The organism is Fontimonas sp. FW305-C-3 (genome assembly GCF_058783185.1).
In genome coordinates, this window is record NZ_JBYSYK010000001.1 from 643198 (window position 1) to 667820 (window position 24623).

Below are 24623 nucleotides of genomic sequence, written 5' to 3' on the forward strand. Positions count from 1 at the left end.
GCGTGGCGCGCAAGCCGCAGCGGACGCACGCGCCGCGCCTCGCGCGCGAGGATCGCATCGACGCGATCCGTATCGCCGCGCGTGACCTGTTCTGCGAGAAAGGTTACGAAGCGGTCGCGATGGCGGAGATTGCCGCGCGCGTCGGTTGCGTCGAAGGTCTGCTGTACAAGTACTTCGCAACCAAGCGCGAGCTGCTGCTGCAGGTGCTCGAACACTGGTACGAGGAGATGTTCGGCGACTACTCGCGCGAACTTGCCGGCGTCACCGGCCATCGTGCGCGCCTGCATCTGCTGGTCTGGCGCCATCTGCGCACGGTGCGTGAGTACCCGTTGCTGTGCCGCCTGATGTTCCGCGAAGTGCAGTCGGAGCATGACTACCGCGGCACCGTGCTGCATGGCTTGAACCGCCGCTATACGCAGCTGCTCGTCGATGTCATCGAGCAGGGCGTGAAGGCCGGCGAGTTCCGCAGCGACATTCCATCGGGTCTGATGCGCGCGATGGTCTACGGCGGCATCGAACATCACAGCTGGAACTATGTCTGCGGTCGTGGCGATCTCAACATCGACGCGATCGCCGACCAGATCGTCGCCGTTCTCTGCGAAGGCATGAGTCCGTCCATCACTACAAAGCACACAAACCACAAGGTTCAAGCATGAGCCAGGAAACAACATCCCCAACGCAGCGCCTGCCGGACACAGCGAGCTGGCCGTTCAAGACCGTGCTGATCGCCAACCGCGGCGAGATCGCGGTGCGCGTGCTGCGCACGGTGAAGAAGCTCGGCCTGAAGGGCGTCGTCGTCTACCACGCCGCCGATCGCGGCACGCTCGCGGTCAAGATGGCCGACCAGGCGATCGAGATCACCGGCAGCACGCCAGTCGCCGCCTATCTCGATGGTGCGCAGATCATTGCTGCCGCGAAGGCCAGCGGCGCCGGTGCGATCCATCCCGGCTACGGCTTCCTGTCCGAGAACAAGGGGTTCTGCGCAGCGGTCGAGGCGGCGGGCATCCGCTTCATCGGCCCGACGCCGGAGCAGATCGACCTGATGGGCGACAAGGTGCGTGCGCGCAACTACGTCGAGAAAGCCGGTTTCCCGGTCGCGCCGAGCGCGATCGAGGATGACGATCCGAAAACCTTCGTCGAACGCTCGCGCAAGGTCGGCGCGCCGCTGCTGATCAAGCCGTCCGCCGGTGGCGGCGGCAAGGGCATGCGCATCGTCCGCGACCTCGCGATCCTCGAACAGGAAATCGAGCGCGGCCGCAGTGAAGGCCAGCGGTACTTCGGCGACGGCCGTCTGTACTGCGAGCGCTACATCGAGAACCCGCGCCACATCGAGGTGCAGGTTCTCGGCGATGGCCAGGGCAATGTCGTGCATGTGTTCGAGCGCGAGTGCTCGGTGCAGCGCCGTTTCCAGAAGATCGTCGAAGAGACGCCGTCGCCGGCGCTCGACGCCGCGCTGCGCGAGAAGATCTGCGAAACCGCAGCCGGCATTGCCCGCGCACTGAACTACCGCAACGCCGGCACCGTGGAGTTCATCTTCGGCCAGGGCGGTGAGTTCTACTTCCTCGAAATGAACACGCGCCTGCAGGTCGAGCATCCGGTGACCGAAGAAATCACCGGCATCGATCTGGTGCTGCAGCAGCTGCGCGTCGCCGCTGGCGAGAAGCTCGGCTACGCGCAGGCCGATGTGAAATCGTCTGGACACTCGATCGAGTTCCGCATCTACGCCGAAGATGCCGCGCGCGGCTATACGCCGACGACCGGCCCGATCCTCGTGCTGCATCCGCCGCAGGGCGAAGGCGTGCGCTGGGACAGCGGCGTGCTGCAGGGTGGCGAGGTGACCTCGGCGTTCGATCCGATGATCGCCAAGCTGATCATCCGCGGCAGCGACCGCAACGACGCGATCGCGAAAGCCGACAAGGCCCTGCGCGACACCGTGCTGCTCGGCTGCAAGACCAACACCGCGTTCCTGCGCCGGCTGATCGCGCATCCGGCGTTTGTCGCCGGCGATGTGCACACCGGCTTCCTCGATGCGAATCCGCAGATCGCGGCCGAGCCGGCATTGCCGGCGGAAACGCTGCAGGCGCTGCTCGGCGCGGCGGGCCTGAGCACGCGGCCGATGCGTGACGTGGCCGATGCCGTGCCTGACATGCACGCGGCGATGGGCGGCTGGAGAAACTAATGCACCACGCATTCAAACTTGGTGACGACGTCCATAACGTCGAACTGTCGCGCTCCGCGACGGCGTATCGCCTGCACCTCGGCGACCAGCTGCTCGACATCGACCTCAAGACCGGCGCCGATGGCCGCGCCTGGCTGACCATCGGCGAGCGCCATGTCGAAGTCGTCATCGCGACGCGCGGCGACGATGTCTTCGTGCATCTCGACGGCGAGGCGTATCAATTGCGCTACCAGCATCCGCTCGATCGCCTGGCCGCGGCGGGCGGCGGCAGCGCGGAGGACAACATCCGTGCGCCGATGCCGGGCAGCATCGTCAGCGTTTCGGTCAAGGCCGGCGACGCGGTGACGAAGGGCCAGAACCTGCTGGTGATGGAAAGCATGAAGATGGAAACGACGATCGCCGCGCCGCGCGACGGCGTGATCGCCGCGGTGACCTACGACAAGGGCCAGACCTTCGATCGCGATGCACTGCTGCTGAGTCTGGAACCGCTGGAGGCCAAGAAGTGAAGCGCATCGAATCGAAGTTGAACACCGCCTCCGCGGATTTCCAGGCGAACCTCGAGCACAACCGTCGGCTTGCCGAGGAGTTCAAGGAAAAGCAGGACAAGGTTCGCCACCAGCGTCCGCAGCGCGACATCGACCGCCTGCGCGACCAGAAGAAGCTGCTGGTGCGTGAACGTCTGCAGTTGCTGCTCGATCCGGGCACGCCGTTCCTCGAGTTCTCGTCGCTCGCCGCGAACGATGCCTATGATGGCGACGTGCCGGGTGCGGCCTGCGTGACGGGCATCGGCATCGTTTCGGGCCGCGAGGTCGTCATCAATGCCGGCGATGCGTCGGTCAAGGGCGGCGCTTGGTATCCGCTGACGGTCAAGAAGACTGTGCGCGCGCTCGACATCGCGATTGAGAACCGCCTGCCGGTGGTTCATCTCTGCGATTCGGCTGGCGGCTTCCTGCCGCTGCAGGCCGATCTGTTCGCCGACAAGTACATGGCCGGCCGCATCTTCCGTAACCAGTGCATGCTGTCGAAGATGGGTGTGCAGCAGGTGTCGGTCGTGCTCGGCCACTGCACGGCGGGCGGCGCGTACGTGCCGGGTCTGTCGGACTACAACGTGATCGTTCGCGGCACCGGTGCGATCTTCCTCGCCGGCCCACCGCTCGTGAAAGCGGCGACCGGTGAAGACGTCACGGTCGACGAGCTCGGCGGCTGCGACATGCACACCAGCGTGTCCGGCACTGCCGACTATCCGGCCGGCAGCGAAGAGGAGGCGATCGCGATCGCGCGCGACATCGTCGCGCAGTTCAAGCGTCCGCAGAAGTCGCACATCGAATGGCAGCAGCCGGAAGCGCCGTACTACGACGGCAGCGAGCTGTACGGCGTGCTGCCGCGCGACATCAAGGCGCAGTTCGACATGCGCGAAGTCATCGCGCGCCTGGTCGACGGCTCGCGCTTCCACGAGTACCAGCCGAACTACGGCAAGACCCTGATCTGCGGCTACGCGCACCTGTGGGGCTACAAGATCGGCATCCTTGCCAACAACGGCGTGCTGTTCAACGACAGCTCGCTCAAGGGCGCGCACTTCATCGAGCTCTGCAACCAGGGCCGCGTGCCGATCCTGTTCCTGCAGAACATCACCGGCTTCATGGTCGGCCGCGAATACGAGCGCCGCGGCATCACCAAGGACGGCGCCAAGATGATCATGGCGGTGTCGAACTGCGAAGTGCCGAAGTTCACCGTGATGTGCCACGGCTCCTTCGGCGCCGGCAACTACGGCATGAGCGGCCGCGCCTTCGACTCGCGCTTCCTGTTCTCCTGGCCGCATTCGCAGATCAGCGTGATGGGTGCCGAGCAGGCCGCGAACACGCTCGCCGACGTCAAGATCCGTCAGCTCGCCAAGCAGGGCAAGAAGCTGACGCAGGCCGACATCGACGCGATCCGCGACCCGGTGCTCGGCGAGTTCAAGCGCAAGCAGAGCGCGTACTACACAACCTCCGAGATCTGGGACGACGGCATGCTCGACCCGATCGACACCCGCAACGCGCTCGGCATCTCGATCTCGGCGGCGCTGAACACGCCGATCGGCGATCCGCGGTATGGCGTGTTCCGGATGTAACAAACCAGCCATGAAGCAGAGGCTGCGGGCAGGCGCGAGCGGTTATTCCTTCAAGGAATGGAAGGGCGCGTTCTATCCGCAGAAGATCCGACCTGACGCGATGCTGGCCTATTACAGCGAACGCCTGCCGACGGTTGAACTCAATGCCAGCTTCTATCGCTTGCCGGGCGCGGCGCAGTTCGAGAAGTGGGCGGCGACGGTGCCGGAGGACTTCTGTTTCGCCGTCAAGGCGCCGAAGCAGATCACCCACGTGACGCCGTTGCGGCCGGAGTCGGCGGACCTGCTCGCGCAGTTCTGCACGAACACCGCCGCGCTCGGCGACAAGTGTGGACCCTTGTTCTTCCAGCTGCCGCCGTATCTTAAGAAAGACGCTCCGCGCCTGCGCGACTTTCTGCAGTTGCTACCGACAGATCGTCGCGCCGCCTTCGAGTTTCGCAACGACACCTGGTTCTGTGACGAGATCTACGCGCTGTTGCGTTCGCAGGGCGTCGCGCTGTGCCTGAGCGAACGCGAGGACCATGCGCCGCCGCCGCTGGTCGAGACGACGGACTGGGGCTATCTGCGTCTGCGGCTGGAGAATTACGAGCAGGCCGACCTGGAGCGCTGGGTCGAGCGCATCTCGGCGACGTCATGGACCGAGGTCTATGCCTATTTCATGCACGAGCCGACTGCGCCGGCCTATGCGCAACAGCTGATGGATTGCGCGAAGCGCGGCTGAGTGCTCAGCGATCCCGATACTGCGGCGCGCGCTTGTCACGAAATGCCGCGACCGCTTCCTGGTGATCCGCAGTTTCCGTCAGCATCACCTGCTGACGGTTCTCGATCATCAGCGCGGTGTCGAGGCTTGGTGCGTCGACGAGCGCGTTGAGGCTTTCCTTGGTCATCCGCAGGCCGAGCGGTGAGGCCTTGAGCATATCGCCGGCGAGCGCGAGCGCGGTATCAAGCAGTTGCTCGGCGGCAATCACGTCGCTGACCAGGCCGACGGCCTTCGCGCGCGCGGCGTCGATGAAACGACCGCTGAGCAACAGCTCCGATGCGACCGACAGTCCAACGAGCCGCGGCAGCAGATAGCCCGAGCCCATGTCGCAGCCGCCGAGGCCGATGCGCAGGTAGGCGGCATTCATCCGCGCGTCCGGCGTTGCGTAGCGCACGTCGGCGGCCAGTGCGAGCGAGAAGCCGGCGCCGCAGGCCGCGCCCTGGATCAGCATGATCACCGGCTGTGGGCAGCTGCGGATCAGCTGGATCATCCGCGCGTAGCGGCGCTGCACATGATCCTGCCGGTGCGCGCGACCGGCATCGCCGGCAGCAAAGGCTTGCGAGCCCAGATCGGCGCCGGCGCAGAAGTGCTTGCCGGCGCTGCGGAAGATCACGACGCGCACCTGCAATCGTTGCGGCAACGCCTCGAAGTAGGCGATCAGCGATTCGACCGTGTCGGGATCGAGCACGTTGAGGGCATCCGCGCGATCCAGCGTGACGATCTCGATCGCATCGCGTGCTTCGATGCGCAGCGTCGGCGCGGCTTCAGTCATGGTCCCAGCTCCGGGATGCGGTGGATTCACACTATGCGGCCTGCCTGAAACCGGACCCTCGTCCGAACTGCCGAGGATCGGCCCCGCAGCGAGCCTAGACTGGCGCTTCATCGGGCGATCGGGGGAACGTTCATGTCGGGGTCGGAAATCTTCTATGTGTCGATCGGGCTGTTGTCGATTGCAGCCGTGTTCTGGCTCAACCGCGATCTGTACCGCGCGACACGCGGCTCGGCGTTCGAGTGCGCTTGCTACCTGATCGCGCTGCCTGCGCTGGTCATTGGCTGGTACTTCAACTTCCAGTACATGCGCGGCTACGGCGATCAGGTCGGCTGGTGGCATTGGACCACGCTGCTGTTCGTCAATCCGGCATCGGCCTCGGGCGGACAGGATCTGATCTTTGCCAACCTGCTGCTGTTCCCGATGTGGACGATCATCGACGCGCGGCGCAGCGGTATGCGTGTCGGCTGGTTCTACTTCGTCATGAGCCTGATCACCAGCTTCGCGTTCGCGATGGCGCTGTTCATGGCGGTCCGCGAGCGGCAGGTCCGGGCTGCGGCGGGGCGATCCCCGGCCGGGTAGGTGCGGCGGCGCGACGGCGGAGTAGACTCTGAACGCGGCGTCACCTTTGCCGGGGCGACCGCTCACGCACCTCTGGAGGAGGCACGAACAATGAAGAGCCCGATGCGGCATCTGCCGCTGTTGTTGCCCGTGGTCGTCGTTCTGGCGCTCGGCGCCTGCAAGCCCAAATCCGACACGCAGGCCGCACCACCGCCGGCGGCTGCCGAGACCCCGGTTGCCAAGGTCGACGCCGCGCGCCTGACCGCGGCGGACAGCGAGCCGGGCAGCTGGATGAGCTACGGTCGCAACTACAGCGAGCAGCGTTTCAGCCCGCTGGGTTCGATCAACAAGGACAACGTCGCCAAGCTCGGTCTTGCCTGGACCTACAAGCTCGATGTCGATCGCGCCGCCGAGGCGACGCCGATCGTCGTCGACGGCGTGATGTACGTGACCGGCGCGTTCTCGATCGTCTCCGCGCTCGATCCTGTCAGTGGCAAGGAACTGTGGAAATACGATCCGCAGGTCTCGCGCGATTTCGGCCGCAACGGTTGCTGCGGCGTTGCCAACCGCGGTGTCGCGGTGTGGAACGGCAAGGTCTACGTCGGCGTCTATGACGGCCGCCTCGTGGCGCTCGACGCGAAGAGCGGTGCCAAGGTCTGGGAAACCGACACGATCATCGACCGCACGCGCAGCTACACGATCACCGGTGCGCCGCGCGTCGTGAAGGGCAAAGTCATCATCGGCAACGGTGGCGCCGAACTCGGCGTGCGCGGTTACCTCGGCGCCTACGACGCCGAGACCGGCAAGCTGGCCTGGCGCTTCTTCACGGTGCCTGGCGATCCGGCGAATCCGCCGGAGAGCAAGGCGATGGAGATGGCGCAGAAGACCTGGTTCGGCGAGCAGTACTGGAAGCTCGGCGGCGGCGGTACGGTGTGGGATTCGATGGCCTATGACGCCGAACTCGACCTGCTTTACTTCGGCGTCGGCAACGGCTCGACCTGGAACCGCAAGGCGCGCAGCGACGGCAAGGGCGACAACCTGTTCCTGTCGTCGATCGTCGCAGTCAAGCCGGACAGCGGCGAGTACGTCTGGCACTACCAGACCACGCCCGGCGAGAGCTGGGACTACACCGCAACGCAGAGCCTGATCCTCGCGGAGCTGCAGATCGACGGCAAGCCGCGCAAGGTCATCATGCAGGCGCCGAAGAACGCGTTCTTCTACGTCATCGACCGCGCGACCGGCGAGCTGCTGTCGGCAGACAAGTACTCGACCGCGAACTGGGCGTCGCATGTCGACATGAAGACCGGCCGCCCGGTCGAGACCGCCGATGGCGACTGGACCACCGGCCCGAAGCTGGTGTTTCCGGGGCCGCTCGGCGCGCACAACTGGCAGCCGATGTCGTTCAGCCCGCAGACCGGCCTGGTCTACATCCCGATGCAGGTCGCGCCGGCGTTGTACGAGCCGGACAACGATCAGAAGTACGCCGGCAAGGGCCGCTGGCACCTTGGCGCCAAGCCGCTGACGCTGCCGGAGAACCCGGCGGAGATGGCCGGCGTGCAGGGTCTGTACAGCGGCCATCTCGTTGCCTGGGATCCGGTCGCGAAGAAGGAAGTCTGGCGTCAGGACTACGTGACGATCTGGAACGGCGGCACGCTGCCGACCGCCGGCGGTCTGGTGTTCCAGGGCACCGCCGACGGCCGCTTTGTCGCCTACGACGCCGCCAAGGGCGGCAAGCTGTGGGAGACCGCGGCGAACAGCGGCGTGATGGCCGGGCCGATGAGCTACGAGATCGACGGCGTGCAGTACGTCAGCGTCGCGGCCGGCTGGGGCGGCGCGTTCCCGCTCGCGCTTGGCGGCCTGTCGAACGTCGTCAAGGTACAGCCCGAGGCGCGCATCCTGACCTACAGGCTCGGCGGCACCGCGCAGCTGCCGGCACCGCAGAACAAGCTGGTCGAGCTCGGCGAGCTGCCGCCGGTGACCGCGGATGCGGCGACGATTGCCAAGGGGCGCGATCTGTACAACGGCGTCTGCGGTGTCTGCCACGGTCTCAGCGTCATCGCCGGCAGCGAGCTGCCGGACCTGCGTTATCTGTCGGCCGAGAAACACAAGATCTTTTCCGGCATCCTCGCCGGAGCGTTCGCGCAGAAGGGCATGCCGAGCTTCTCCGACATGCTGACGCCGGAAGACGTCGAGGCGATCCACCAGTACGTGATCCAGCGTTCGCATGATCTGAAGAAGGAACTCGCGGCGGCGAAGCCGGAGAGCGCCGCGAAGTGAGTTTCCCTCTCCCCGCGTGCGGGGAGAGGGCAGGGTGAGGGGCAGGCGGGCGCCAATGCGGCTCATTGTGCCGACCCGAAAAGCCGCCCCTCACCCCAACCCTCTCCCCGTCAAACGGGGAGAGGGAGTAAGGGGCGTCAGTCGAGCCGTTTATGCACGCGTGACACCGCGACCACCAGCGCGACGACGACGAAGGCCGTCAACGCCGCAAGCGGCGGCCACAGATCGGCGAGGCTCGCGCCGCGCAGCATGATGCCGCGCACCAGGCGCAGGAAATGCGTCAGCGGCATGCCTTCGGCGATCCACTGCGCGAGCTTCGGCATGCCGGCGAACGGGAACATGAAGCCCGACAGCAGGATCTGCGGCAGGAAGGTCATCATCGTCATCTGCATCGCCTGGAACTGCGTGCGGGCGAAGGTCGACAGCAGCACGCCGAGCGACAGGCTGGCGACGATGAACACCAGCGATGCGGTGTAGAGCGCAAGCAGCGAGCCGCGCACCGGTACGCCGAACAGCAGCAGGCCCATCAGCAGGATCACCGTCGTCTGCAGCAGACCGATGCCGATGAAGGGCAGCACCTTGCCGATCGTCAGCTCCCACGGCGAGACCGGCGTCGCGATCAGCATTTCCAGATTGCCGCGTTCGCGTTCGCGGACCAGAGCCACCGACGTGAACAGCACCATCGTCATCGTCAGGATCACGCCGACGAGACCGGGAACTGTGTTGAATGGCGCGATGCGCGCGGGGTTGTAGAGATTGACGACCTCGACACCCGACACGTGCCGCGTCCAGCCGGCGCTGCCGTAGACCGGATACGCGGCGAGCTGGCGCGCAGCGGCTTGCACGACCTGATCGGAGCCATCGACGACGATCTGCATCGCCGGCCGGTCGCGACGCTCAAGACGCGCCTCGAAATCCGCCGGGATTACCAGCGCGGCACTGATGCGGCCTTCGCGCATCAGGTCGTCGATCTGCGCCGGCGCCGACAATCTTGTCTGCAGATTCATGACCTGCGTCGCCGAGATACCGGCGATCAGCTCGCGCGAGCGCGCCGTGTTGGCCTGATCGAGCACGGCGGCGTCGAGATGACGCACGTCCATGTTGATCGCGTAGCCGAACATCACCAGTTCCATGATCGGAATGCCGACGATCATGCCGAAGGTCAGCTTGTCGCGCCGCAGCTGTCGCAACTCCTTGAGGACGATGGCGCCGAGTCTGCGCAGGTTCATTGCGCCTTCTCCCGCGCTTCGCGCCGCGTGGCGGCGACGAAGACGTCTTCGAGATTTGGTGTCGCCGCGCTGATCCGGCCATCGATGCCGGCCTTGCGCAGATGCTCGCGGATGCTCGCCTCGATGTCGTTGTCGCCCACTGCGAGTACGCGCAGCGACAGGCCGATCTGCGCGGTCGCCAGAATGCCGGGCAAGCTCTGCAGCGCGCGATGGGTCTCGCGCGGGCGATCGTTCTCGACGAGCAGCGTGCGGCCGGGCAGCTCGCTGATCAGTTCGTGCGGGCTGCCGTCGGCGACGAGCTGGCCGTGATCGAGGATCGCCAGCCGCGTGCAGCGTTCGGCCTCGTCCATGTAGTGCGTCGAGACCAGCACCGTCGTGCCGGCATCGGCGAGCTCGAACAGTGAATCCCAGAAGTCGCGACGCGACTGCGGGTCGACTGCGCTCGTCGGTTCGTCGAGCAGCAGCAGGTCGGGCTTGTGCAGCACTGCGCCCGCCAGTGCGAGCCGCTGCTTCTGGCCGCCGCTCATCGTGCCGGCCAGCTGATCGCGCAACTCGCGCAGGTGGTAGTGCGTCAGCAGCTCATCGATGCGCGTGCGTGTCTCGGCGCGCGGCAGTCCGTGAACCGCCGCGAGAAAGTCGAGGTTCTCCAGCACGCTGAGGTCTTCGTACAGCGAGAAGCGCTGCGTCATGTAACCGATGCGCCGCTTCAGCGCCTCGGCATCTTCCGGAATTCGGTGACCCAGCACCGTGATGTCGCCGCCGCTCGGCAGCAACAGACCGCACAGCATGCGGATCGTCGTCGACTTGCCCGAGCCATTCGGCCCGAGAAAACCGTAGACCTCGCCGCGGCGGACGTTGAGATTGAGCTGATCGACCGCGAGGTGATCGCCGAAGCGCTTGCTCAGGTTCTGCGCGCGGATGACGGTGGCGTCGTCAGTGTTGGCCATCGTCGTCACTGCGTCTGGCCTGAACCGGCAGACCAGCCGGCAGCTTGCTGTTGCCGTCGCCGCCCAGCAGCAGTTCGGCGCGATAGGCCAGGCGGCTGGCGTCGTCGCCCGTCAGCGCGTAGTACGGCGTGAAGCCGGGCTCGCTGGCGATGCTGCGCACGACGGCGCGGCGCGGTGCTTCGATGCCCTCGATCTCGACCTGCATCGCCATGCCGGGTTCGAGCGCGGCACGCTGGGTGGCGGGCACGAAGACGCGCGCATACGGCGCATCGCCGACCAGCAGGCTGACGACACTGGCGCCCAGCGGCGGCTGATCGCCCGGCTTGAACGGCAGCGCATCGACGCGGCCGGCGCGCGGCGCGCGGACGATCAGCCGATCGCGCTGCAGCTGTGCGGACTGCATGCTGGCCTGTGCCGCCGCGAGCTGTGCCGCGACCTGCTCCAGCTGCTCGGCGCGCGTGCCGTGCGTCAGTTCTTCCAGCTGCGCCTGGGCGGCGGCGCTGTTGGCGCGGCTCTGGTCGCGCGCGGCGGTGGCGCGATCAAGCGACGAGCGTGCGACGACCTCGCGCTTGCGCAGGTCGACGGTGCGTGCGTAGTCGCTCTCTGCGTCGCGCTGGGCCGCGCGCGCACTTTCGAGCGCGGCCTGTGCGGCGCTGATCGCCTCTGGGCGCGCGCCGTTGCTCAGTTCCGCAAAGCGCGCCTGCGCCTGCTGCAGGCCGGCTTGCGCCTGTGCGAGGCTGGCATCGGCGCGGCGGGTGTCGAGGGTCAGCAGTACCGCATCCGCCGCGACCAGATCGCCTTCGGCCACCGACCAGGACATGACCGGCTCGGCGGCTTCGGCGAGGACCGCGACGCGGTCCCACTCAAGGGTGCCGAGCAAGGGCGGCGGTTCCGATGTGCAGCTGCTCAGGCTCATGAGAACGAGCAGCGCGAACGACAGCGGGCGCGCGTCGGCAATCCGGAATCTAGGGCGCATGCGGATACTCCAGGGCACGCTGCAGCAGGGCGAGGGTGTGGGCTTGCAAGGCCTGATCGTCGATGTCGGAGGCATCGAAGATCTGGCGCCAGATCGACGCGGTGGCGAGCGGCATCAACGTCAGGCCGATCAGCGACACGACCAGCAGGCGCGGATCGAGTTTCGGATTGAGCCGGCCGCGCGACTGCGCGCTGGCAAGTCGTGCGGCGACCGCGCGCGGAATCTGCGGCGCCACGCTGGCGAGCATCAGCGCGCGCAGCGCGCCGCCTTCGGTGACGATTTCGCGGATCCACAGCGCCGGCAGCCAAGGGCGGCGCTGGACGAGCGTATGCACGGCCTGGACGAAGCTGGCGGCGAGCGTATCGACCTCGCTGCCGGCCGCCATCAAGGCGCTGCGCAGTTCGTCGATCGCCGGCAGCAGGCGGTTTTCGATGACGGCCTCGAGCAGGGCTTCCTTGCTGCCGAAGTAGTAGCCGATCAGTGCCGGCGTGACCTCCGCCGCGGCGGCGATCGTGCGCAGGTTGGCGTTGGCGATGCCCTGCGAGGCGTAGTGAAGGACCGCGGCATCGAGCAGGCGCTCGCGCTGATCGGTCGTCGTCGCGGCCACGCCGGAGGGTCGCCCGGGCCGGCGGGCCTGGGTGGACTTGCGCGTTGGCTTGGCGGTCCTAGGGCGGGTCACGGCGCAATATTATACGAACGAACAATTATTGCGCCAGCGGGGTTTCCCGCGCTGCGACACTCGCCCGGACGGATGACGCGAATGCCGATGGCTGGCCTACACTGCGCGTCCCCGAACTTTTCGTGTATCGCCATGACCCAGCCGTTGCTGCTTGCCCCTGCCGCAGGCCTGATCGTCTACAAGGACGTCAAGATCAGCCTGCGCAGCCGCTTCTTCTGCTGGGTGCTGAAGACAGTGCTGCGCCCGATGCTGGCGCGCGCGGTCCGCGGTTCTGACGAGAAGATCGCCAAGATCCAGCTGCTGACGATGAGCATGAAGTGCCCCAACACGCATGGCCTGCCGCTGGAGTACACCGTCGTCGGCCAGGTGCCTGGCCATGTGTTCGGCGATCTGCGCGACACCAGCAAGCCGGTGCTGCTGTATCTGCACGGCGGCGCGTTCATCCTGCCGGCCGCGCCGACCGCGCAGCTGGAGATGGCGGCGCACCTCGCCGCCAAAATCGGCGGCCATGCCTTCGTGCCGGACTACCGTCTCGCGCCGCGCAATCATTTTCCGTTCGCGTTGGACGACTGCGAGCGCTCCTATCGCGTGCTGCTCGACCTGGGCTTCCGCGCGGATCGCATCGTCATCGCCGGCGAATCCGCTGGCGGCAACCTGCTGCTTGGCACGCTGCAGCGCATCCGCAAACAAGGCTGGCCGATGCCGACCTGCGCGGTGCCGATTTCGCCGGCCACCGAGATGGGCCGCATCCATTCGCCGCCATCGCGGCCGATGCTGAAGAAGCGCGATGCGATCCTGCCGGTCGCGGCGCTGCAGCGCGTCGACGAGATGTACGCCGGCAACTGGGACGCGTCCGATCCGGAACTGTCGCCGCTATATGCCGACTGCACCGATTTTCCGCCGATGCTGATCATCGCGACCGACGCCGAAGTGCTGCTCGACGATGCGACGCTGTTCGCGCGTCGCGCGAAGGCGGCCGGCGTCGATGTGCGCTGCGAGATCTGGCCGCGCTTGCCGCATGCCTTCCCGCTGTTCCTGATGCTGTTCAAGGAAGCGCGTGACGTCCGGCAGGACATCGTCGCCTTCATGCGGCAGCACCTCAAGCTCAACTGATCATCGCCGGCACGAGGAGAGGACGATGACGCGCTATCACGACGAATACCGTCGATCGCTTCAGGACCCGGCCGGCTTCTGGGCCGAGCAGGCGGAGACGCTGCATTGGGACCGGCGCTGGGGTGCGGTGCTCGACACGACGCAGCCCGCCGCGCCGCAATGGTTTGCCGGCGCGCAGTTCAACACCTGCTACAACGCGCTCGATCGTCACATCGAGGCCGGCCGCGGCGAACAGGCCGCGCTGATCTACGACAGTCCGCTGACGCAGCAGCAGCGCAAATACAGCTATCGCGAACTGCGCGATGCGGTCGCGCTGTTCGCCGGGGCGATGCAGAAGCTCGGCGTCAAGGCCGGCGAGCGCGTCGTGATCTACATGCCGATGGTGCCGGAGGCGGCGATCGCGATGCTGGCCTGCGCGCGCATCGGCGCGGTGCATTCGGTCGTGTTCGGCGGCTTCGCCGCGCCGGAACTGGCGAAGCGTATCGACGCCGCGGAACCCGTATTGGTCATCTGCGCGTCCTGCGGCATCGAGCCGGGTCGCGTCATCGAGTACAAGCCGCTGGTCGATCAGGCGATCGAGCTGGCGGCCCACAAGCCGGCGCATTGCATCGTGCTGCAGCGCCCGCAGGTCACGGCGGCGCTGACGCCGGGCCGCGACCTCGAGTGGAATGCCGCGCAGGCCGGCGTGCAGCCGGCGCCATGCGCGCAGCTTGCCGCGACCGATCCGCTCTACGTGCTCTATACCTCCGGCACGACCGGCAAGCCCAAGGGCGTCGTCCGCGATCATGGCGGCCATGCGGTCGCGCTCAGCTATTCGATGAAGGCGGTCTACAAGGTCGGCGTCGGCGATGTGTTCTGGGCGGCGTCGGATGTCGGTTGGGTCGTCGGCCATTCCTACATCGTCTACGGCCCGCTGCTCGCTGGCTGCACGACGATCCTCTACGAAGGCAAGCCGGTCGGCACGCCGGATGCCGGCGCGTTCTGGCGCGTCATCGCCGAGCACAAGGTCAAGGCCTTCTTCACCGCGCCGACTGCGTTTCGCGCGATCAAGAAGGAAGACCCACGCGGCGAATTGCTGAAGCACTACGACCTCTCCTGCCTGGAGACGCTGTACCTCGCCGGCGAGCGCAGCGATCCGGACACGATCGTCTGGGCGCAGACGATGCTCGGCGTGCCGGTCGTCGATCACTGGTGGCAGACCGAACTTGGCTGGCCGGCGATCGCCAACTGCCAGGGCCTGACGCCGATGCCGGTCAAGCCGGGCTCGGCCAGCGTGCCGGTGCCGGGCTTCGACATCCAGGTGCTCGATGAGAGTGGCAAGCAGGTCGCCGCCGACGAGATCGGCAACCTCGCGATCAAGCTGCCGCTGCCGCCAGGCACGCTGACGACGATGTGGAACAACCAGCAGGGCTATGTCGACAACTACCTGTCGCGCTATCCCGGCTATTACCTCGCCGGCGACGCCGGCTACATCGATGCCGACGGCTATTGCTGGGTGATGTCGCGCATCGACGACATCATCAACGTCGCCGGCCATCGTCTGTCCACCGGCGCGATGGAAGAAGTGCTGTGCGGCCATCCGGATGTCGCCGAGTGTGCGGTCATCGGCGCGGCGGATGCGCTCAAGGGGCAGATTCCGGTCGGTCTGATCGTGCTGAAGTCCGGCGTGCAGCGGCCGGTCGAAACGATCACGCAGGAACTGGTCGGCCGGGTCCGCGAGCAGATCGGCGCGGTCGCCGCGTTCAAGCGCGCGCTGATCGTCCAGCGCCTGCCCAAGACCCGCTCCGGCAAGGTCCTGCGTGCGACGATGCGCTCGATTGCGGACGGCCAGCCCTATTCGGTGCCGGCGACGATCGACGATCCGAAGATTCTCGACGAAATCAGGCTTGCGCTCTCAAGCTAGGCGCTGGGTCGCGGAACCGCCGAAACAGCAGGCGGCGAAGATGACCGCCATGCGACAATAGGCGCCATGAGTTTGCAGCCCGCCCCCCAAGCGTCACCGCGCCGCGCCGTGTTCATCACTGGCGGCGGCAGCGGGCTGGGCGCGGCGGTGGCGCGGCGCCTGGCATCCGCGGGCTGGCGGGTCGGTATCGCCGGCCGGCGCCGCGAACCGCTGCAGGTGCTGGCGGCGGAGCTGGGGCCGGCCGTCGAGGCGACGACGCTCGATGTCAGTGATGCCGATGCCGTCAATGCGGCCATCAGCGCCTTCAAGCCGGATGCGCTGGTCTGCAGCGCGGCGATCATGGGCCGCGGCGATGTCTGGGAGCAGCTGACGCCGCAGCGTTTCGCCGAGGTCATGGCGATCAATGTCGGCGGGACTTTCCATGCCTGTCAGTCGGCGATGCGGCTGTGGCGCGATGCCGGCCTTGCGGGCGACATCGTCAATGTCAGCTCGCTCGGCGGCCTGCGCGGCATGCAGCGCTATTCCGGGTTTGGCGCCTACGCCACGTCCAAGCATGCGGTCGTCGGCATGACCGAGGCGCTGGCGCTGGAAGGCAGGCCTTACGGGATCCGCGTCAACGCGATCGCACCGGGCGCGATGCATACCGACATGATTGCCGCACTTGGCCTGAAACCGTCGACGACGCCGGAGCAGGTCGCGCCGACGGTGGAATATCTGCTCGATCGCACGCAGTCCGGCGTGATGAACGGCACGACCGTAGAAATTCACTGCAATGACGACTGACGCACCGATTGTCTACCTGACCCGCCGCGAGACGTTCTGCGCGGGGCATCGGCTGTGGTCGACATCGCTCAGCGATGCCGAGAACCGCGCGCTGTTCGGCCCTTGCGCGCATGACTACGGCCACGGCCACAACTATGTGCTGGAAGTGACGCTGCGCGGGACCATCGATCCGCAGACCGGCGTCGTCGTCAATCTCACCGAGATGCGCGACGCGACGCGCGATCTGATTCTCGACGATGTCGATCACCGGCATCTGAATCACGATTCGGTGCTGTGCAAAGGCTTGAATCCGACGGTCGAGAATCTGGCCGTGTTGTTCTGGAATGTGTTGCACGCCCGCTTCGGCGCCCTGTTGCATGAGGTGCGCTTGCAGGAGACGGAGAAGAACTGGGCGGTTTATCGGGGTGAGCGGGGCGAATGATGCGTAAGGTTTTGTTGGCCAGGGGAACGCTGTTGCTGGCGCTGACGGCGTTGGTGTCGGCACTGGCGTTGATCAGCTGCGGCGATGAAAGCCAGGTTGCGGTCGAGGTGCCGGTTTCGGCCGATGAGCCCGCCTTGGAAACCGACGCCGCCCTGCTGGAGAAGTCGCTGCGCTGCACGGATTTCACCCATCCCGACAAGCCTGCCGTGCTGCTGGTGCACGGCACGTTCACGGCGGGCTTCGAGCAGTACAACTGGACATACCTGCCGCTGCTCGCCGAGCGCGGCTACGACGTCTGCACGGTGACCTATCCGGACCGCGGCCTGGGCGACATGCAGGTGTCCGCCGAGTACATCGTCTACGCATTGCGCCGCATGCATGCGGAGACCGGCCGCAAGGTCGCCGTCATCGGTCACAGCCAGGGCGTCGCCGTGCCGCGCTGGGCGATCAAGTGGTGGGCCTCGGCGCGCAATGCGGTCGACGACTTCGTGCTGCTCGCCGGACCGAATCACGGCACCGAGCAGGTGACGCTCGGCGGTGTGTTCCCGATCCTCACCGCAGTGGGGCTGGTGCCTGAAGTGGTTTACCAGCTCGCGCCGGATTCGAAGTTCATGGCGGCGACCAATGCCGGCGACGAAACGCCGGGCGACATCTCGTATTCGGCGATCTACACCGCGATGGACGAACTGGTGCGACCGGTCGAGCCGGTACCGACCGCAGCGCTGGAATTCGGCCAGGAGAATCCGCAAGTCGCCAACATCCTGCTGCAGGACGTTTGCGCCGGCCGCATCGTCGATCACGTGACGATCGGCCTGACCGACCGGCTGACCTTCGATCTCGTCATCGACGCGCTCGAGCACGAAGGCCCGGCGAATGTTCTGCGTGCCGGCGGCTCCGGCCTCTGCGGTCTCGCGCCGATCGTGCCCGAGCAGATCGTCGCGCCGCAGGCGGTGCAGGGGCTGCTCTCGGCGCTGCGCGAGGAGCCGGCCAACGGCCTGCCGCAGCTGCACCCCGCCGACGGCGAGCCGCCGCTCAAGCCTTATGCGCAAGGCGCGGTTCCGGCGACTCCGACACCGTAGGATGGGCTGAGCATGGCGAAGCCCGTCGGCAGGCTGCCGACGGTGGGCTCCACACCGTTCAGCCCACTCTGCGGTTCTGTTCTGCTGCAAATGGTTGAGGTCAGGCACAACGGCGTGCTGGACACTTCATTGAGTTCAACGCTGTTTTATCGAGACGTATCCCCATGAACGAGGTTTCTTCCAAGACGGTCGTCATCGTCGGTGGCGGCCAGGCCGGCGGCGAAGTGGCGTCGGAACTGCGCAAGCTCGGCTTCGACGGTCGAGTCATCATCTTCGGCGACGAAGCATTCCTGCCGTACAAGCGCCCGCCGCTGTCCAAGGCCTATCTGGCCGGGACGATGACCGAAGAGCAGCTGTACACGATGCAGGCGGCGAGCCTGGAAAAGGCCAACATCGAGTATCGCGGCGGCATGGCGGTTGCGCATGTCGATCGCGCGGCGAAGACCGTCGCGCTGACCGATGGCACGACGCTGGCCTACGACCACCTCGTGTTCGCCACCGGTGGCCGGCCGCGCCCGATGCCGGTAGCCGGTGCGGATCTGCAGAACATCTTCCTGTTCCGCTCGATCACCGACGTGCAGAAGATTCGCACGCAGTGCGAGCCGGGCAAGCGCGTTGCCATTGTTGGCGGCGGCTTCATCGGCCTTGAAGCGGCGGCGGTCCTGCTCAAGCAGGGCCTCAAGGTCACCGTGCTGGAAGGTCTGCCGCGCGTGCTCGCGCGCGTGACCTGCCCGGAAGTGTCGGCCTTCTTCGAGCGCATGCATCGTGAGGCCGGTGTCGACCTGCGCACCGGCGTCCAGGTCAGCGGCTTCGAAGGCGACGGCGTCGTCGAGCGTGTGCGTTTGGGCGACGGCAGCGCGCTGGATACGGACTTCGTGGTTGTCGGCATCGGCCTGATTCCGAATGTCGAGCTGGCGATTGCCGCCGAACTCACGGTCGACAACGGCATCGTCGTCGACCAGTTCGCACGCACCGACGATCCGTTCATCTTCGCCGCTGGCGATTGCACCAATCATCCCAGCGACTTCCTCGGCCGTCGCGTGCGCCTCGAGTCGGTGCAGAACGCGATGGAACAGGGCCGCGCCGCGGCACGCAACATCATGGGCAAGAACGAGGCCTACCAGAACGTGCCGTGGTTCTGGTCCGATCAGTACGATCTCAAGCTGCAGATGGTCGGCGTGTCCGCCGGCTACGACCAGATGGTCCTGCGTGGGGATCCGGCCACGCAGCGCAACTTCGCGGTGTTCTATCTCAAGGAAGGCCGCGTCATCGCGGCCGATGCGATCAGCCGACCGCAGGATTTCATGTTCGCCAAGAAGATGGTGGCCGCCGGCGCGGTCATCGACCCGGCGCAGCTGGCGGACGAGAGTGTCGCGATGAAGACGCTGGTTGCCTGAACCAGCGGCTTGCGGAATCGGTAAAAACAACAAGGGGAGTCCGCATGCTGAGTCTGCCGGTGTCGTTGCCGTTTGGTCGCCGTACCCGCGTCGCCGTGCCGCGCAGGCTCGCGGCGATGACCCAGATCGACCGCGACGCCGAATGCGATCCGCGCGAACTGGATCTGCGGCCCAAGGCGATCGACGCGATCTGGCAGGCGACGGAGCGGCTGTACCGCACCGGATTGCAGCCGGCGATGACGCTGGTCATCCGCCATCGCGGCCGCATCGTCATGAAGCGTGCGATCGGCTGCCTGCGCGGCAACGGCCCGGGCGAACGTGGACCGCTGGTGCCGCTGTCGCCGGATGCGCCGCTGTGCCTGTTCTCGGCGTCGAAGTCGGTCAGCGCCTTGCTGATCCACAAGCTCGCCGAAGACGGCAAGCTGCGCCTCGACGATCTGGTCATCGATTACGTGCCGGAGTTCGCCGCCCACGGCAAGAACCGCGTGACGATCCGCCATCTGCTGTCGCATCGCGCCGGTGTGCCGGCGATTCCGGATGTGGAGCCAACGCCGGAACTGTTGCGCGACTGGGATCGCGCGGTGCAACTGCTGTGCGCGGCGAAGCCCTTCGATCCGCATTTCGAGCGCCAGGCGTATCACGCGCTGACCGCCGGCTACATCGTCGGCGAGATCGTCCGCCGCGTCAGCGGGCTCGATCTGCGCGATGCGCTGCGCCAGTGGATTGCCGAGCCGCTTGGCTGCACGCACCTGACGTACGGCCTGCCGGATCGCCGCCGCGACGACGCGCCGAATCACTGGATGACCGGGCCCAAGCCCTTCGGACCGCTGGCGCGCTACGTGCGCAACATCGTTGGCGTCGATTTCGATGCGGCCATCGCGGCGTCGAACACCGATGCGTTTCTGGCCTCGGTCGTGCCGGCCGGCAACATCTACGCGACTGCAGACGAAGCAAGCCGCGTGTTCCAGATGCTGCTCAACGGTGGCGAGTACGAAGGCCGCAGGGTCCTGCGCCGCGAAACCGTGCACGAGGCCATCCAGCCGGTCGGGCGTATCCAGTGGGACGGCACCCTGCGCGCGCCGATGCGTTTTTCTTCGGGCTTCATGCTCGGCGAGGAACCCTTCGGCCTGTTCGGGCCGCATTGCGGCCAGGCCTTCGGGCATCTCGGGTTTGTCTCGGTGCTCGCCTGGGCCGATCCGCAGCGCGACATCTCGGTGGCCTTTCTCAACACCGGCAAGTCCATCGCGCCTTCGGGCCTGTTGCGGCTGGCCGCGGTGCTCAACGCGATCGGCAAGGCGTTTCCGCAGCAGCGCTGAGTTTTACTCCAGCGCTTTGACGACGGTGAATGTCGCGCAATAGCCGTCGGCCGCAATCTCCTTGCTGGAGATGGGTTGCGGCTCAACGCCATTGAGTTCGAGCTGATAGAAGCCGTTGTCGAACGCGATGGTTTCCGACGTGTCCGCGCCGGACTCCAAGGTGAAGCTCTTTTCATCGCGATCATAGGCCTGCGCGCGCAGGCTCAGCACGGCGCTGCCGGCGGTGACGCACTGGACGTCGGTAGGGCAGCGCGAATCGTTGTCGACCGCGACGAACTGCAGCTGCAATCCGCCATCGACGACAACGCTGTCGCCGACCTGCACGTTGAATGCCTGGTTGATCGGTGGCGCAACCGTCGTCGCGGTCTCGCAGCGGATTTCGGCCTTGTCGTCGCCGTTATTGCAGCCCGCCAACGTGGCGGCGATGCCGAGCGCCACCAGCTTGATCGCCATTCTGTTCATGACTGCGCTGCTCTCCGGAGGCAATGGTTCAATCGTCGCATCCGCCGATGGCTGACACCTTAACTGCCGGCCTTGGCTTTCGCGGTCTTCTTCGGGGAGGCAGGCCGCGCTCTCTTCGCTGTGGGGTTGCTGGCCTTGGCCGGCGGTGCGATGCCGACCGCGCGTTCGAGTTCCTCCAGCGCATCGGCGCTGTACAGCGCCAGACGCTGCAGACTCGGGATTGCCTCGCGGTCGCCGAGGAAGCCGACCGCAACGCGGTCGCAATAGCCGACCAGCGTGATGTTCAGCGCATAGCCGTCGAACAGGAACGACACCGGATACATCGCCTCCAGCTCCGCGCCCATCAGGTACAGCGGCTGCTTGGACAGCACCACGTTGGAGACGACGAAGTTGAAGAACGGCGGCAGCTTCGGCAGCACGCCGGCCATCTGGCCGAGGATCAGCGGAGACAGACCGAGCAGCGCGAACTGGCTCAGCGCGGTCGGCGACATTGCGCTGAGTTCTTCCTTGGCGCGCAGGCTGACGCGGCGGATCATCTGCAGGCGATCGCCGGGACTGCTGAGATGCGTGCCGAGCGGGCAGACGAAGCCGGCAACGGCATTGCCGGTCTTGCCGTCGGGCCGGGCGAGGCCCATCGGCACCGAGGCGAGCAGCGAGCGGTCCGGCAGGTCGCCGTTTTCCTTGAGGTAGCGATGGATCGCGCCGCCGCAGATGCCCATCAGCACGTCATTGGTGCTGACATCTGCGGCGGCGGCAATGGCCTTGACCCGCGCGAGACTGAGGATCTGCGTGCCGAGGCGGCGCTGCTGGCCGATCGCCACATTGAAGCGACTGCGCGGCGTCGCCAGTGCGGCGCGCGTACCGCTGTCTTCGCCCTGGCTCATCTTGATCAGCGCGCCGGTCAGGTCGCTCAGCGAACGGATCTGGCCGCCGGCGAACTTGATCGGCTTCTGCAGGCGTGTGGCGAAGCTGTCCTTCGGTTTCGCCGCTTTCTCGCGCGGCGGCTTGGCGGCGACGACCCAGGGGCCTTCGGCTCGCGTGTCGTTCGGGTCCAGCGACAGCCAGCGCTGCACCATGCGCATGGCGCCCATGCCGTCGATCGCGCAATGATGCGCCTTGAAGTAGATCGCGAAGCGATTGTTCTCGAGGCCTTCGATGATGTGGGCTTCCCACAGCGGCTTGGAGAGATCCAGCGGATGCGAATGCAGACGCGCGACGAGGATGCCCAGCTCGCGCTCGCCGCCCGGATACGGCAGCGCCGAATGGCGCAGGTGATAGTCCATGTCGACATTCGCATCGATCCAGGCCGGCGCCAGTTTCGAGAAGCGCGTGCGCGACAGCTTGCTGCCGAAAGGCTCCGGCATGAACGGATGCTGGCGCATGCGCTTGAGCAGCCGCTGCAGATAGTCGCGCGGCGCCTTCTCCGGCAGCTTGAAGGTCATCATCGCGCCGACGTGCATCGGTGTGCGCGGCGACTCCATGCGCAGGAATGCGGCGTCGATCGGACTCAGATACTGCATGGTGTTCCCCTCTCGCTTATCTTGACTGTCTGGGCAGCCGCATCACTGTGTAGGAAACCGCTGACCAAAACAATACGAAATTGCGTAGCGAGTTGTCCGCCGGATTCATCCTCTTGGATGACGACCATGTTGCCGGCAGTCCCTAGCATCGGCCGCTGATAGACGCAGGGACGCCGAATAATGACGTTGAAGACCGGGAACGCCGACGCACGGCGACTGACCGCGGGCATCGCGCCCATCCTAGGAATCGTGGCGGTAACGGCAAGCGGCACGGCGACTGCCGGCTCGACTACGCTGTTCGGCGTCGAGACCGACTATCAGCTGCAGGGCACGTACGCCGTGGGCGTGCGCCTGCGCGATCCGCATGCCGGCATCATCGATACGCCGCCGAGCGCGGAAATCCCGATTCCCGACTTCCTCAAGTTTCCGGAGTCGAACAACTACGACGATGGCGACCGCAATTTCGCCAAGGGCTCGATCGTCAACAACCGCCTGAGCCTGCTCGGCGAAGTGCACTTCAAGAAGGACGACTACGGCCTGCTGCTGCGTGGCGATGCCTTCTACGACGGTGCCTACCGCCGCCGCAACGACAACACCTCGGCCGACACGCTCAACCGCACCGAAGGCGATCCGCAGTTCCCGTTCGAGGGCAATGTCGACGAGTTCAGCGACGCGGCGCAGTACAACGCCGGCCGTCGCGCACGCCTGCTGGACGCCTACGCCTACGGTTCCTGGTACGTCGGCGACGAGGGCGCGCTCAACCTGCGCGTCGGCCGCCATATCGCGGCCTGGGGCGAGAGCCTGTTCTTCTCCGGCGTGGCACTCGCGCAGTCGCCGGCGGACGCGACAAAGGCTTCGGTGCCGGGCGCGGACGTCAAGAGCATCCTGCTGCCGGTCAACCAGGTTTCGCTGCAGTATTCCTTCAATGCCGATCTGACCTTCCTCGCCCAGTACAAGCTCGAATTCAAGCCGGTGGAACTGAACCCGGTCGGTGAATTCTTCTCGGTGGCGGACGTCGTCGGCCCCGGCGCGCAGTTCATCTGGGGCATCGAGAACCCGCTGTTCCTCGGCAACCTGACCGACATCAATCTGCTGTCGGACGATCTGCCGGAGACGCTGCAGCTGGTCGTCGACCTGCTCGCACCGCAGCTGCCGACCGAGGCTGTGACGGGCCTGCTCGGCAATGTGCTGAATCTGCTCGATCCCATCCTGCCGGACGCGAACCTGCCGCTGAACCTGATTCCGCAGCCGAACACGCCGCGCTACCTCAACGTCGTGCGCGGTCCGGATCAGGAGCCCAGCGACCACGGCCAGTGGGGTCTCGGCGTGAAGTACCAGGTCACGTCGAACACGACGCTGGGCCTGTATCGCCTGCGCTACCACAACACGACACCGGCACCGGTGCAGAACTACGGTTACGCGGTGCTGCTGCCGGGCATCGGCGGCGGGCCGCCGCTGACCACGGCCGTGCTCGGCCTGCAGGTCCCGGTGACCTACAACATCCGTTACTTCGACGGCATCGATCTCACCGCGATGAGCTTCTCGACCTCGCTGTTCGGCGCCAACATCGGCGGCGAACTGCTGTACCGCGATGGCATCGACGTGCTCGTCGATGTCGACGGCGGCCTGCTCGGCCCGGTGCCGACGCCGACGCGCGCCAAGGTCATGCAGGGCCTGCTATCGGGCCTGTACGTGATCGGCCCGAGCCCGATCTGGGATTCGTTCACGCTGGTTGGCGAACTCGGCTACGTGCATGTCGATGAAGTCGACGAAGCTTGCGGGCCGACCAGTTGTTCGAAGGAGCTGACCAATTCGAAGGATGCCTGGGGCTATTCCTTCCTCGCGCTGGTCGACTACAAGAACATCGTTTCCGGCTGGGACCTGCAGGTGCCGATCAGCTACGCCGGCATCGGCGATGGCCATTCGGCCTTCGCTTCGGGCCTGGGCGCCCTGATGGGCGACAACGATCGCCGGTTCAGCGTCGGGCTCAACTTCACCCGCCTGCAGGCACTGACCCTGGGGTTGAGCGTGAACGCCTTCCTGGGCAGACCGGACATGAAGGAGCGTCCGTACGCCGATCGTGACTACGCCGCGTTCACCGTGAAGTACACCTACTGAGGCCTGTTCAGACTCGCCGCAATCGCA

The 24623-nt window shown here is 66.3% G+C and carries 22 protein-coding genes; 15 read left to right on the top strand and 7 right to left on the bottom strand.

Annotated features, from left to right (window positions below):
* The first annotated feature begins 2 nt into the window (after positions 1-2).
* Genes AC3WUF_RS02920 through AC3WUF_RS02940 form a run of 5 tightly spaced genes read left to right on the top strand, consistent with a single transcriptional unit; the run spans position 3 to position 5007 of the window.
* A complete protein-coding gene (locus AC3WUF_RS02920; protein WP_492422245.1) occupies positions 3-656 on the top strand; it encodes a TetR/AcrR family transcriptional regulator in 654 nt (217 codons plus the stop codon).
* Positions 653-2179, top strand: coding sequence for an acetyl-CoA carboxylase biotin carboxylase subunit (locus AC3WUF_RS02925; RefSeq protein ID WP_492422247.1), 1527 nt, complete (start codon positions 653-655; stop codon positions 2177-2179). The genes AC3WUF_RS02920 and AC3WUF_RS02925 overlap by 4 nt, the downstream gene beginning before the upstream one ends.
* Complete coding sequence (locus tag AC3WUF_RS02930; RefSeq protein WP_492422249.1) at positions 2179-2685, top strand: acyl-CoA carboxylase biotin carboxyl carrier protein subunit; 507 nt, start codon at positions 2179-2181, stop codon at positions 2683-2685. The genes AC3WUF_RS02925 and AC3WUF_RS02930 overlap by 1 nt, the downstream gene beginning before the upstream one ends.
* On the top strand, positions 2682-4289 hold the full coding sequence (locus AC3WUF_RS02935; RefSeq protein WP_492422251.1) for an acyl-CoA carboxylase subunit beta: 1608 nt from the start codon (positions 2682-2684) through the stop codon (positions 4287-4289). Before AC3WUF_RS02930 ends, AC3WUF_RS02935 begins: the two co-directional genes overlap by 4 nt.
* Before the next feature lie 10 nt (positions 4290-4299).
* Complete coding sequence (locus tag AC3WUF_RS02940) at positions 4300-5007, top strand: DUF72 domain-containing protein (RefSeq protein WP_492422253.1); 708 nt, start codon at positions 4300-4302, stop codon at positions 5005-5007.
* 4 nt (positions 5008-5011) lie between these two features.
* Here AC3WUF_RS02940 and AC3WUF_RS02945 read toward each other — a convergent pair whose 3' ends face one another.
* Positions 5012-5818, bottom strand: coding sequence for an enoyl-CoA hydratase/isomerase family protein (locus AC3WUF_RS02945; protein WP_492422255.1), 807 nt, complete (start codon positions 5816-5818; stop codon positions 5012-5014).
* Positions 5819-5950: 132 nt separating this feature from the next.
* Here AC3WUF_RS02945 and AC3WUF_RS02950 point away from each other — a divergent pair, with 132 nt between their 5' ends.
* The gene (locus AC3WUF_RS02950; protein ID WP_492422257.1) at positions 5951-6397 is read left to right on the top strand and encodes a DUF2834 domain-containing protein; all 447 of its coding nucleotides are present in this window, start codon (positions 5951-5953) and stop codon (positions 6395-6397) included.
* A gap of 90 nt (positions 6398-6487) precedes the next feature.
* Positions 6488-8653, top strand: coding sequence for a PQQ-dependent dehydrogenase, methanol/ethanol family (locus AC3WUF_RS02955; RefSeq protein ID WP_492422259.1), 2166 nt, complete (start codon positions 6488-6490; stop codon positions 8651-8653).
* Positions 8654-8790: 137 nt separating this feature from the next.
* Here the strand turns inward: AC3WUF_RS02955 and AC3WUF_RS02960 are convergent, their stop codons facing one another.
* From AC3WUF_RS02960 to AC3WUF_RS02975, 4 genes are read right to left on the bottom strand one after another with little or no spacing between them, the layout of a single operon-like run.
* A complete protein-coding gene (locus AC3WUF_RS02960) occupies positions 8791-9882 on the bottom strand; it encodes an ABC transporter permease (RefSeq protein ID WP_492422261.1) in 1092 nt (363 codons plus the stop codon).
* A complete protein-coding gene (locus AC3WUF_RS02965; RefSeq protein WP_492423543.1) occupies positions 9879-10802 on the bottom strand; it encodes an ABC transporter ATP-binding protein in 924 nt (307 codons plus the stop codon). The genes AC3WUF_RS02960 and AC3WUF_RS02965 overlap by 4 nt, the downstream gene beginning before the upstream one ends.
* Positions 10803-10815: 13 nt before the next feature.
* Positions 10816-11805, bottom strand: coding sequence for an HlyD family secretion protein (locus AC3WUF_RS02970; RefSeq protein WP_492422263.1), 990 nt, complete (start codon positions 11803-11805; stop codon positions 10816-10818).
* On the bottom strand, positions 11795-12484 hold the full coding sequence (locus AC3WUF_RS02975) for a TetR/AcrR family transcriptional regulator (RefSeq protein ID WP_492422265.1): 690 nt from the start codon (positions 12482-12484) through the stop codon (positions 11795-11797). The genes AC3WUF_RS02970 and AC3WUF_RS02975 overlap by 11 nt, the downstream gene beginning before the upstream one ends.
* 132 nt (positions 12485-12616) lie before the next feature.
* Here AC3WUF_RS02975 and AC3WUF_RS02980 point away from each other — a divergent pair, with 132 nt between their 5' ends.
* The 7 genes from AC3WUF_RS02980 (at position 12617) to AC3WUF_RS03010 (ending at position 20496) form a co-directional block, all read left to right on the top strand.
* Positions 12617-13597, top strand: a complete 981-nt coding sequence (locus tag AC3WUF_RS02980) for an alpha/beta hydrolase (RefSeq protein WP_492422267.1) — start codon at positions 12617-12619, stop codon at positions 13595-13597.
* Between the two features lie 25 nt (positions 13598-13622).
* Positions 13623-15500: a propionyl-CoA synthetase gene (locus AC3WUF_RS02985; protein WP_492422269.1), complete on the top strand. Its 1878-nt coding sequence runs from the start codon at positions 13623-13625 to the stop codon at positions 15498-15500.
* A gap of 66 nt (positions 15501-15566) precedes the next feature.
* Positions 15567-16283: an SDR family oxidoreductase gene (locus AC3WUF_RS02990; protein WP_492422271.1), complete on the top strand. Its 717-nt coding sequence runs from the start codon at positions 15567-15569 to the stop codon at positions 16281-16283.
* A complete protein-coding gene (locus AC3WUF_RS02995) occupies positions 16273-16704 on the top strand; it encodes a 6-carboxytetrahydropterin synthase (protein WP_492422273.1) in 432 nt (143 codons plus the stop codon). The genes AC3WUF_RS02990 and AC3WUF_RS02995 overlap by 11 nt, the downstream gene beginning before the upstream one ends.
* Positions 16704-17783, top strand: a complete 1080-nt coding sequence (locus tag AC3WUF_RS03000) for an esterase/lipase family protein (RefSeq protein ID WP_492422275.1) — start codon at positions 16704-16706, stop codon at positions 17781-17783. The genes AC3WUF_RS02995 and AC3WUF_RS03000 overlap by 1 nt, the downstream gene beginning before the upstream one ends.
* Before the next feature lie 164 nt (positions 17784-17947).
* Complete coding sequence (locus tag AC3WUF_RS03005; protein WP_492422277.1) at positions 17948-19180, top strand: NAD(P)/FAD-dependent oxidoreductase; 1233 nt, start codon at positions 17948-17950, stop codon at positions 19178-19180.
* A gap of 44 nt (positions 19181-19224) precedes the next feature.
* Positions 19225-20496: a serine hydrolase domain-containing protein gene (locus AC3WUF_RS03010; protein WP_492422279.1), complete on the top strand. Its 1272-nt coding sequence runs from the start codon at positions 19225-19227 to the stop codon at positions 20494-20496.
* A 3-nt stretch (positions 20497-20499) separates the two neighbouring features.
* On the opposite strand, the gene AC3WUF_RS03015 is transcribed toward AC3WUF_RS03010, so the two are convergent.
* Positions 20500-20958, bottom strand: coding sequence for a hypothetical protein (locus tag AC3WUF_RS03015; RefSeq protein WP_492422281.1), 459 nt, complete (start codon positions 20956-20958; stop codon positions 20500-20502).
* 59 nt (positions 20959-21017) lie between these two features.
* Positions 21018-22478 (bottom strand): WS/DGAT/MGAT family O-acyltransferase, encoded by a 1461-nt coding sequence (locus AC3WUF_RS03020; protein WP_492422283.1) that lies wholly within the window; start codon positions 22476-22478, stop codon positions 21018-21020.
* 249 nt (positions 22479-22727) lie between these two features.
* On the opposite strand from AC3WUF_RS03020, the gene AC3WUF_RS03025 reads away from it, so the two are divergent.
* Positions 22728-24596 carry a DUF1302 domain-containing protein gene (locus AC3WUF_RS03025; protein WP_492422285.1) on the top strand — a complete coding sequence of 623 codons (1869 nt, stop codon included), beginning with the start codon at positions 22728-22730 and terminating at the stop codon, positions 24594-24596.
* Positions 24597-24623: the final 27 nt, after the last annotated feature.

Bases quoted from the DNA above. Each gene is read 5' to 3' on its own strand.
- AC3WUF_RS02930 (WP_492422249.1), top strand. From the start codon at position 2,179: ATGCACCACGCATTCAAACTTGGTGACGACGTCCATAACGTCGAACTG.
- AC3WUF_RS02950 (WP_492422257.1), top strand. From the start codon at position 5,951: ATGTCGGGGTCGGAAATCTTCTATGTGTCGATCGGGCTGTTGTCGATT.
- AC3WUF_RS02940 (WP_492422253.1), top strand. From the start codon at position 4,300: ATGAAGCAGAGGCTGCGGGCAGGCGCGAGCGGTTATTCCTTCAAGGAA.
- AC3WUF_RS02990 (WP_492422271.1), top strand. From the start codon at position 15,567: ATGAGTTTGCAGCCCGCCCCCCAAGCGTCACCGCGCCGCGCCGTGTTC.
- AC3WUF_RS02925 (WP_492422247.1), top strand. From the start codon at position 653: ATGAGCCAGGAAACAACATCCCCAACGCAGCGCCTGCCGGACACAGCG.
- AC3WUF_RS02955 (WP_492422259.1), top strand. From the start codon at position 6,488: ATGAAGAGCCCGATGCGGCATCTGCCGCTGTTGTTGCCCGTGGTCGTC.
- AC3WUF_RS02960 (WP_492422261.1), bottom strand. From the start codon at position 9,882: ATGAACCTGCGCAGACTCGGCGCCATCGTCCTCAAGGAGTTGCGACAG.
- AC3WUF_RS03015 (WP_492422281.1), bottom strand. From the start codon at position 20,958: ATGAACAGAATGGCGATCAAGCTGGTGGCGCTCGGCATCGCCGCCACG.
- AC3WUF_RS02995 (WP_492422273.1), top strand. From the start codon at position 16,273: ATGACGACTGACGCACCGATTGTCTACCTGACCCGCCGCGAGACGTTC.
- AC3WUF_RS02985 (WP_492422269.1), top strand. From the start codon at position 13,623: ATGACGCGCTATCACGACGAATACCGTCGATCGCTTCAGGACCCGGCC.
- AC3WUF_RS03020 (WP_492422283.1), bottom strand. From the start codon at position 22,478: ATGCAGTATCTGAGTCCGATCGACGCCGCATTCCTGCGCATGGAGTCG.
- AC3WUF_RS02945 (WP_492422255.1), bottom strand. From the start codon at position 5,818: ATGACTGAAGCCGCGCCGACGCTGCGCATCGAAGCACGCGATGCGATC.
- AC3WUF_RS03005 (WP_492422277.1), top strand. From the start codon at position 17,948: ATGAACGAGGTTTCTTCCAAGACGGTCGTCATCGTCGGTGGCGGCCAG.
- AC3WUF_RS03000 (WP_492422275.1), top strand. From the start codon at position 16,704: ATGCGTAAGGTTTTGTTGGCCAGGGGAACGCTGTTGCTGGCGCTGACG.
- AC3WUF_RS02980 (WP_492422267.1), top strand. From the start codon at position 12,617: ATGACCCAGCCGTTGCTGCTTGCCCCTGCCGCAGGCCTGATCGTCTAC.
- AC3WUF_RS03010 (WP_492422279.1), top strand. From the start codon at position 19,225: ATGCTGAGTCTGCCGGTGTCGTTGCCGTTTGGTCGCCGTACCCGCGTC.
- AC3WUF_RS02970 (WP_492422263.1), bottom strand. From the start codon at position 11,805: ATGCGCCCTAGATTCCGGATTGCCGACGCGCGCCCGCTGTCGTTCGCG.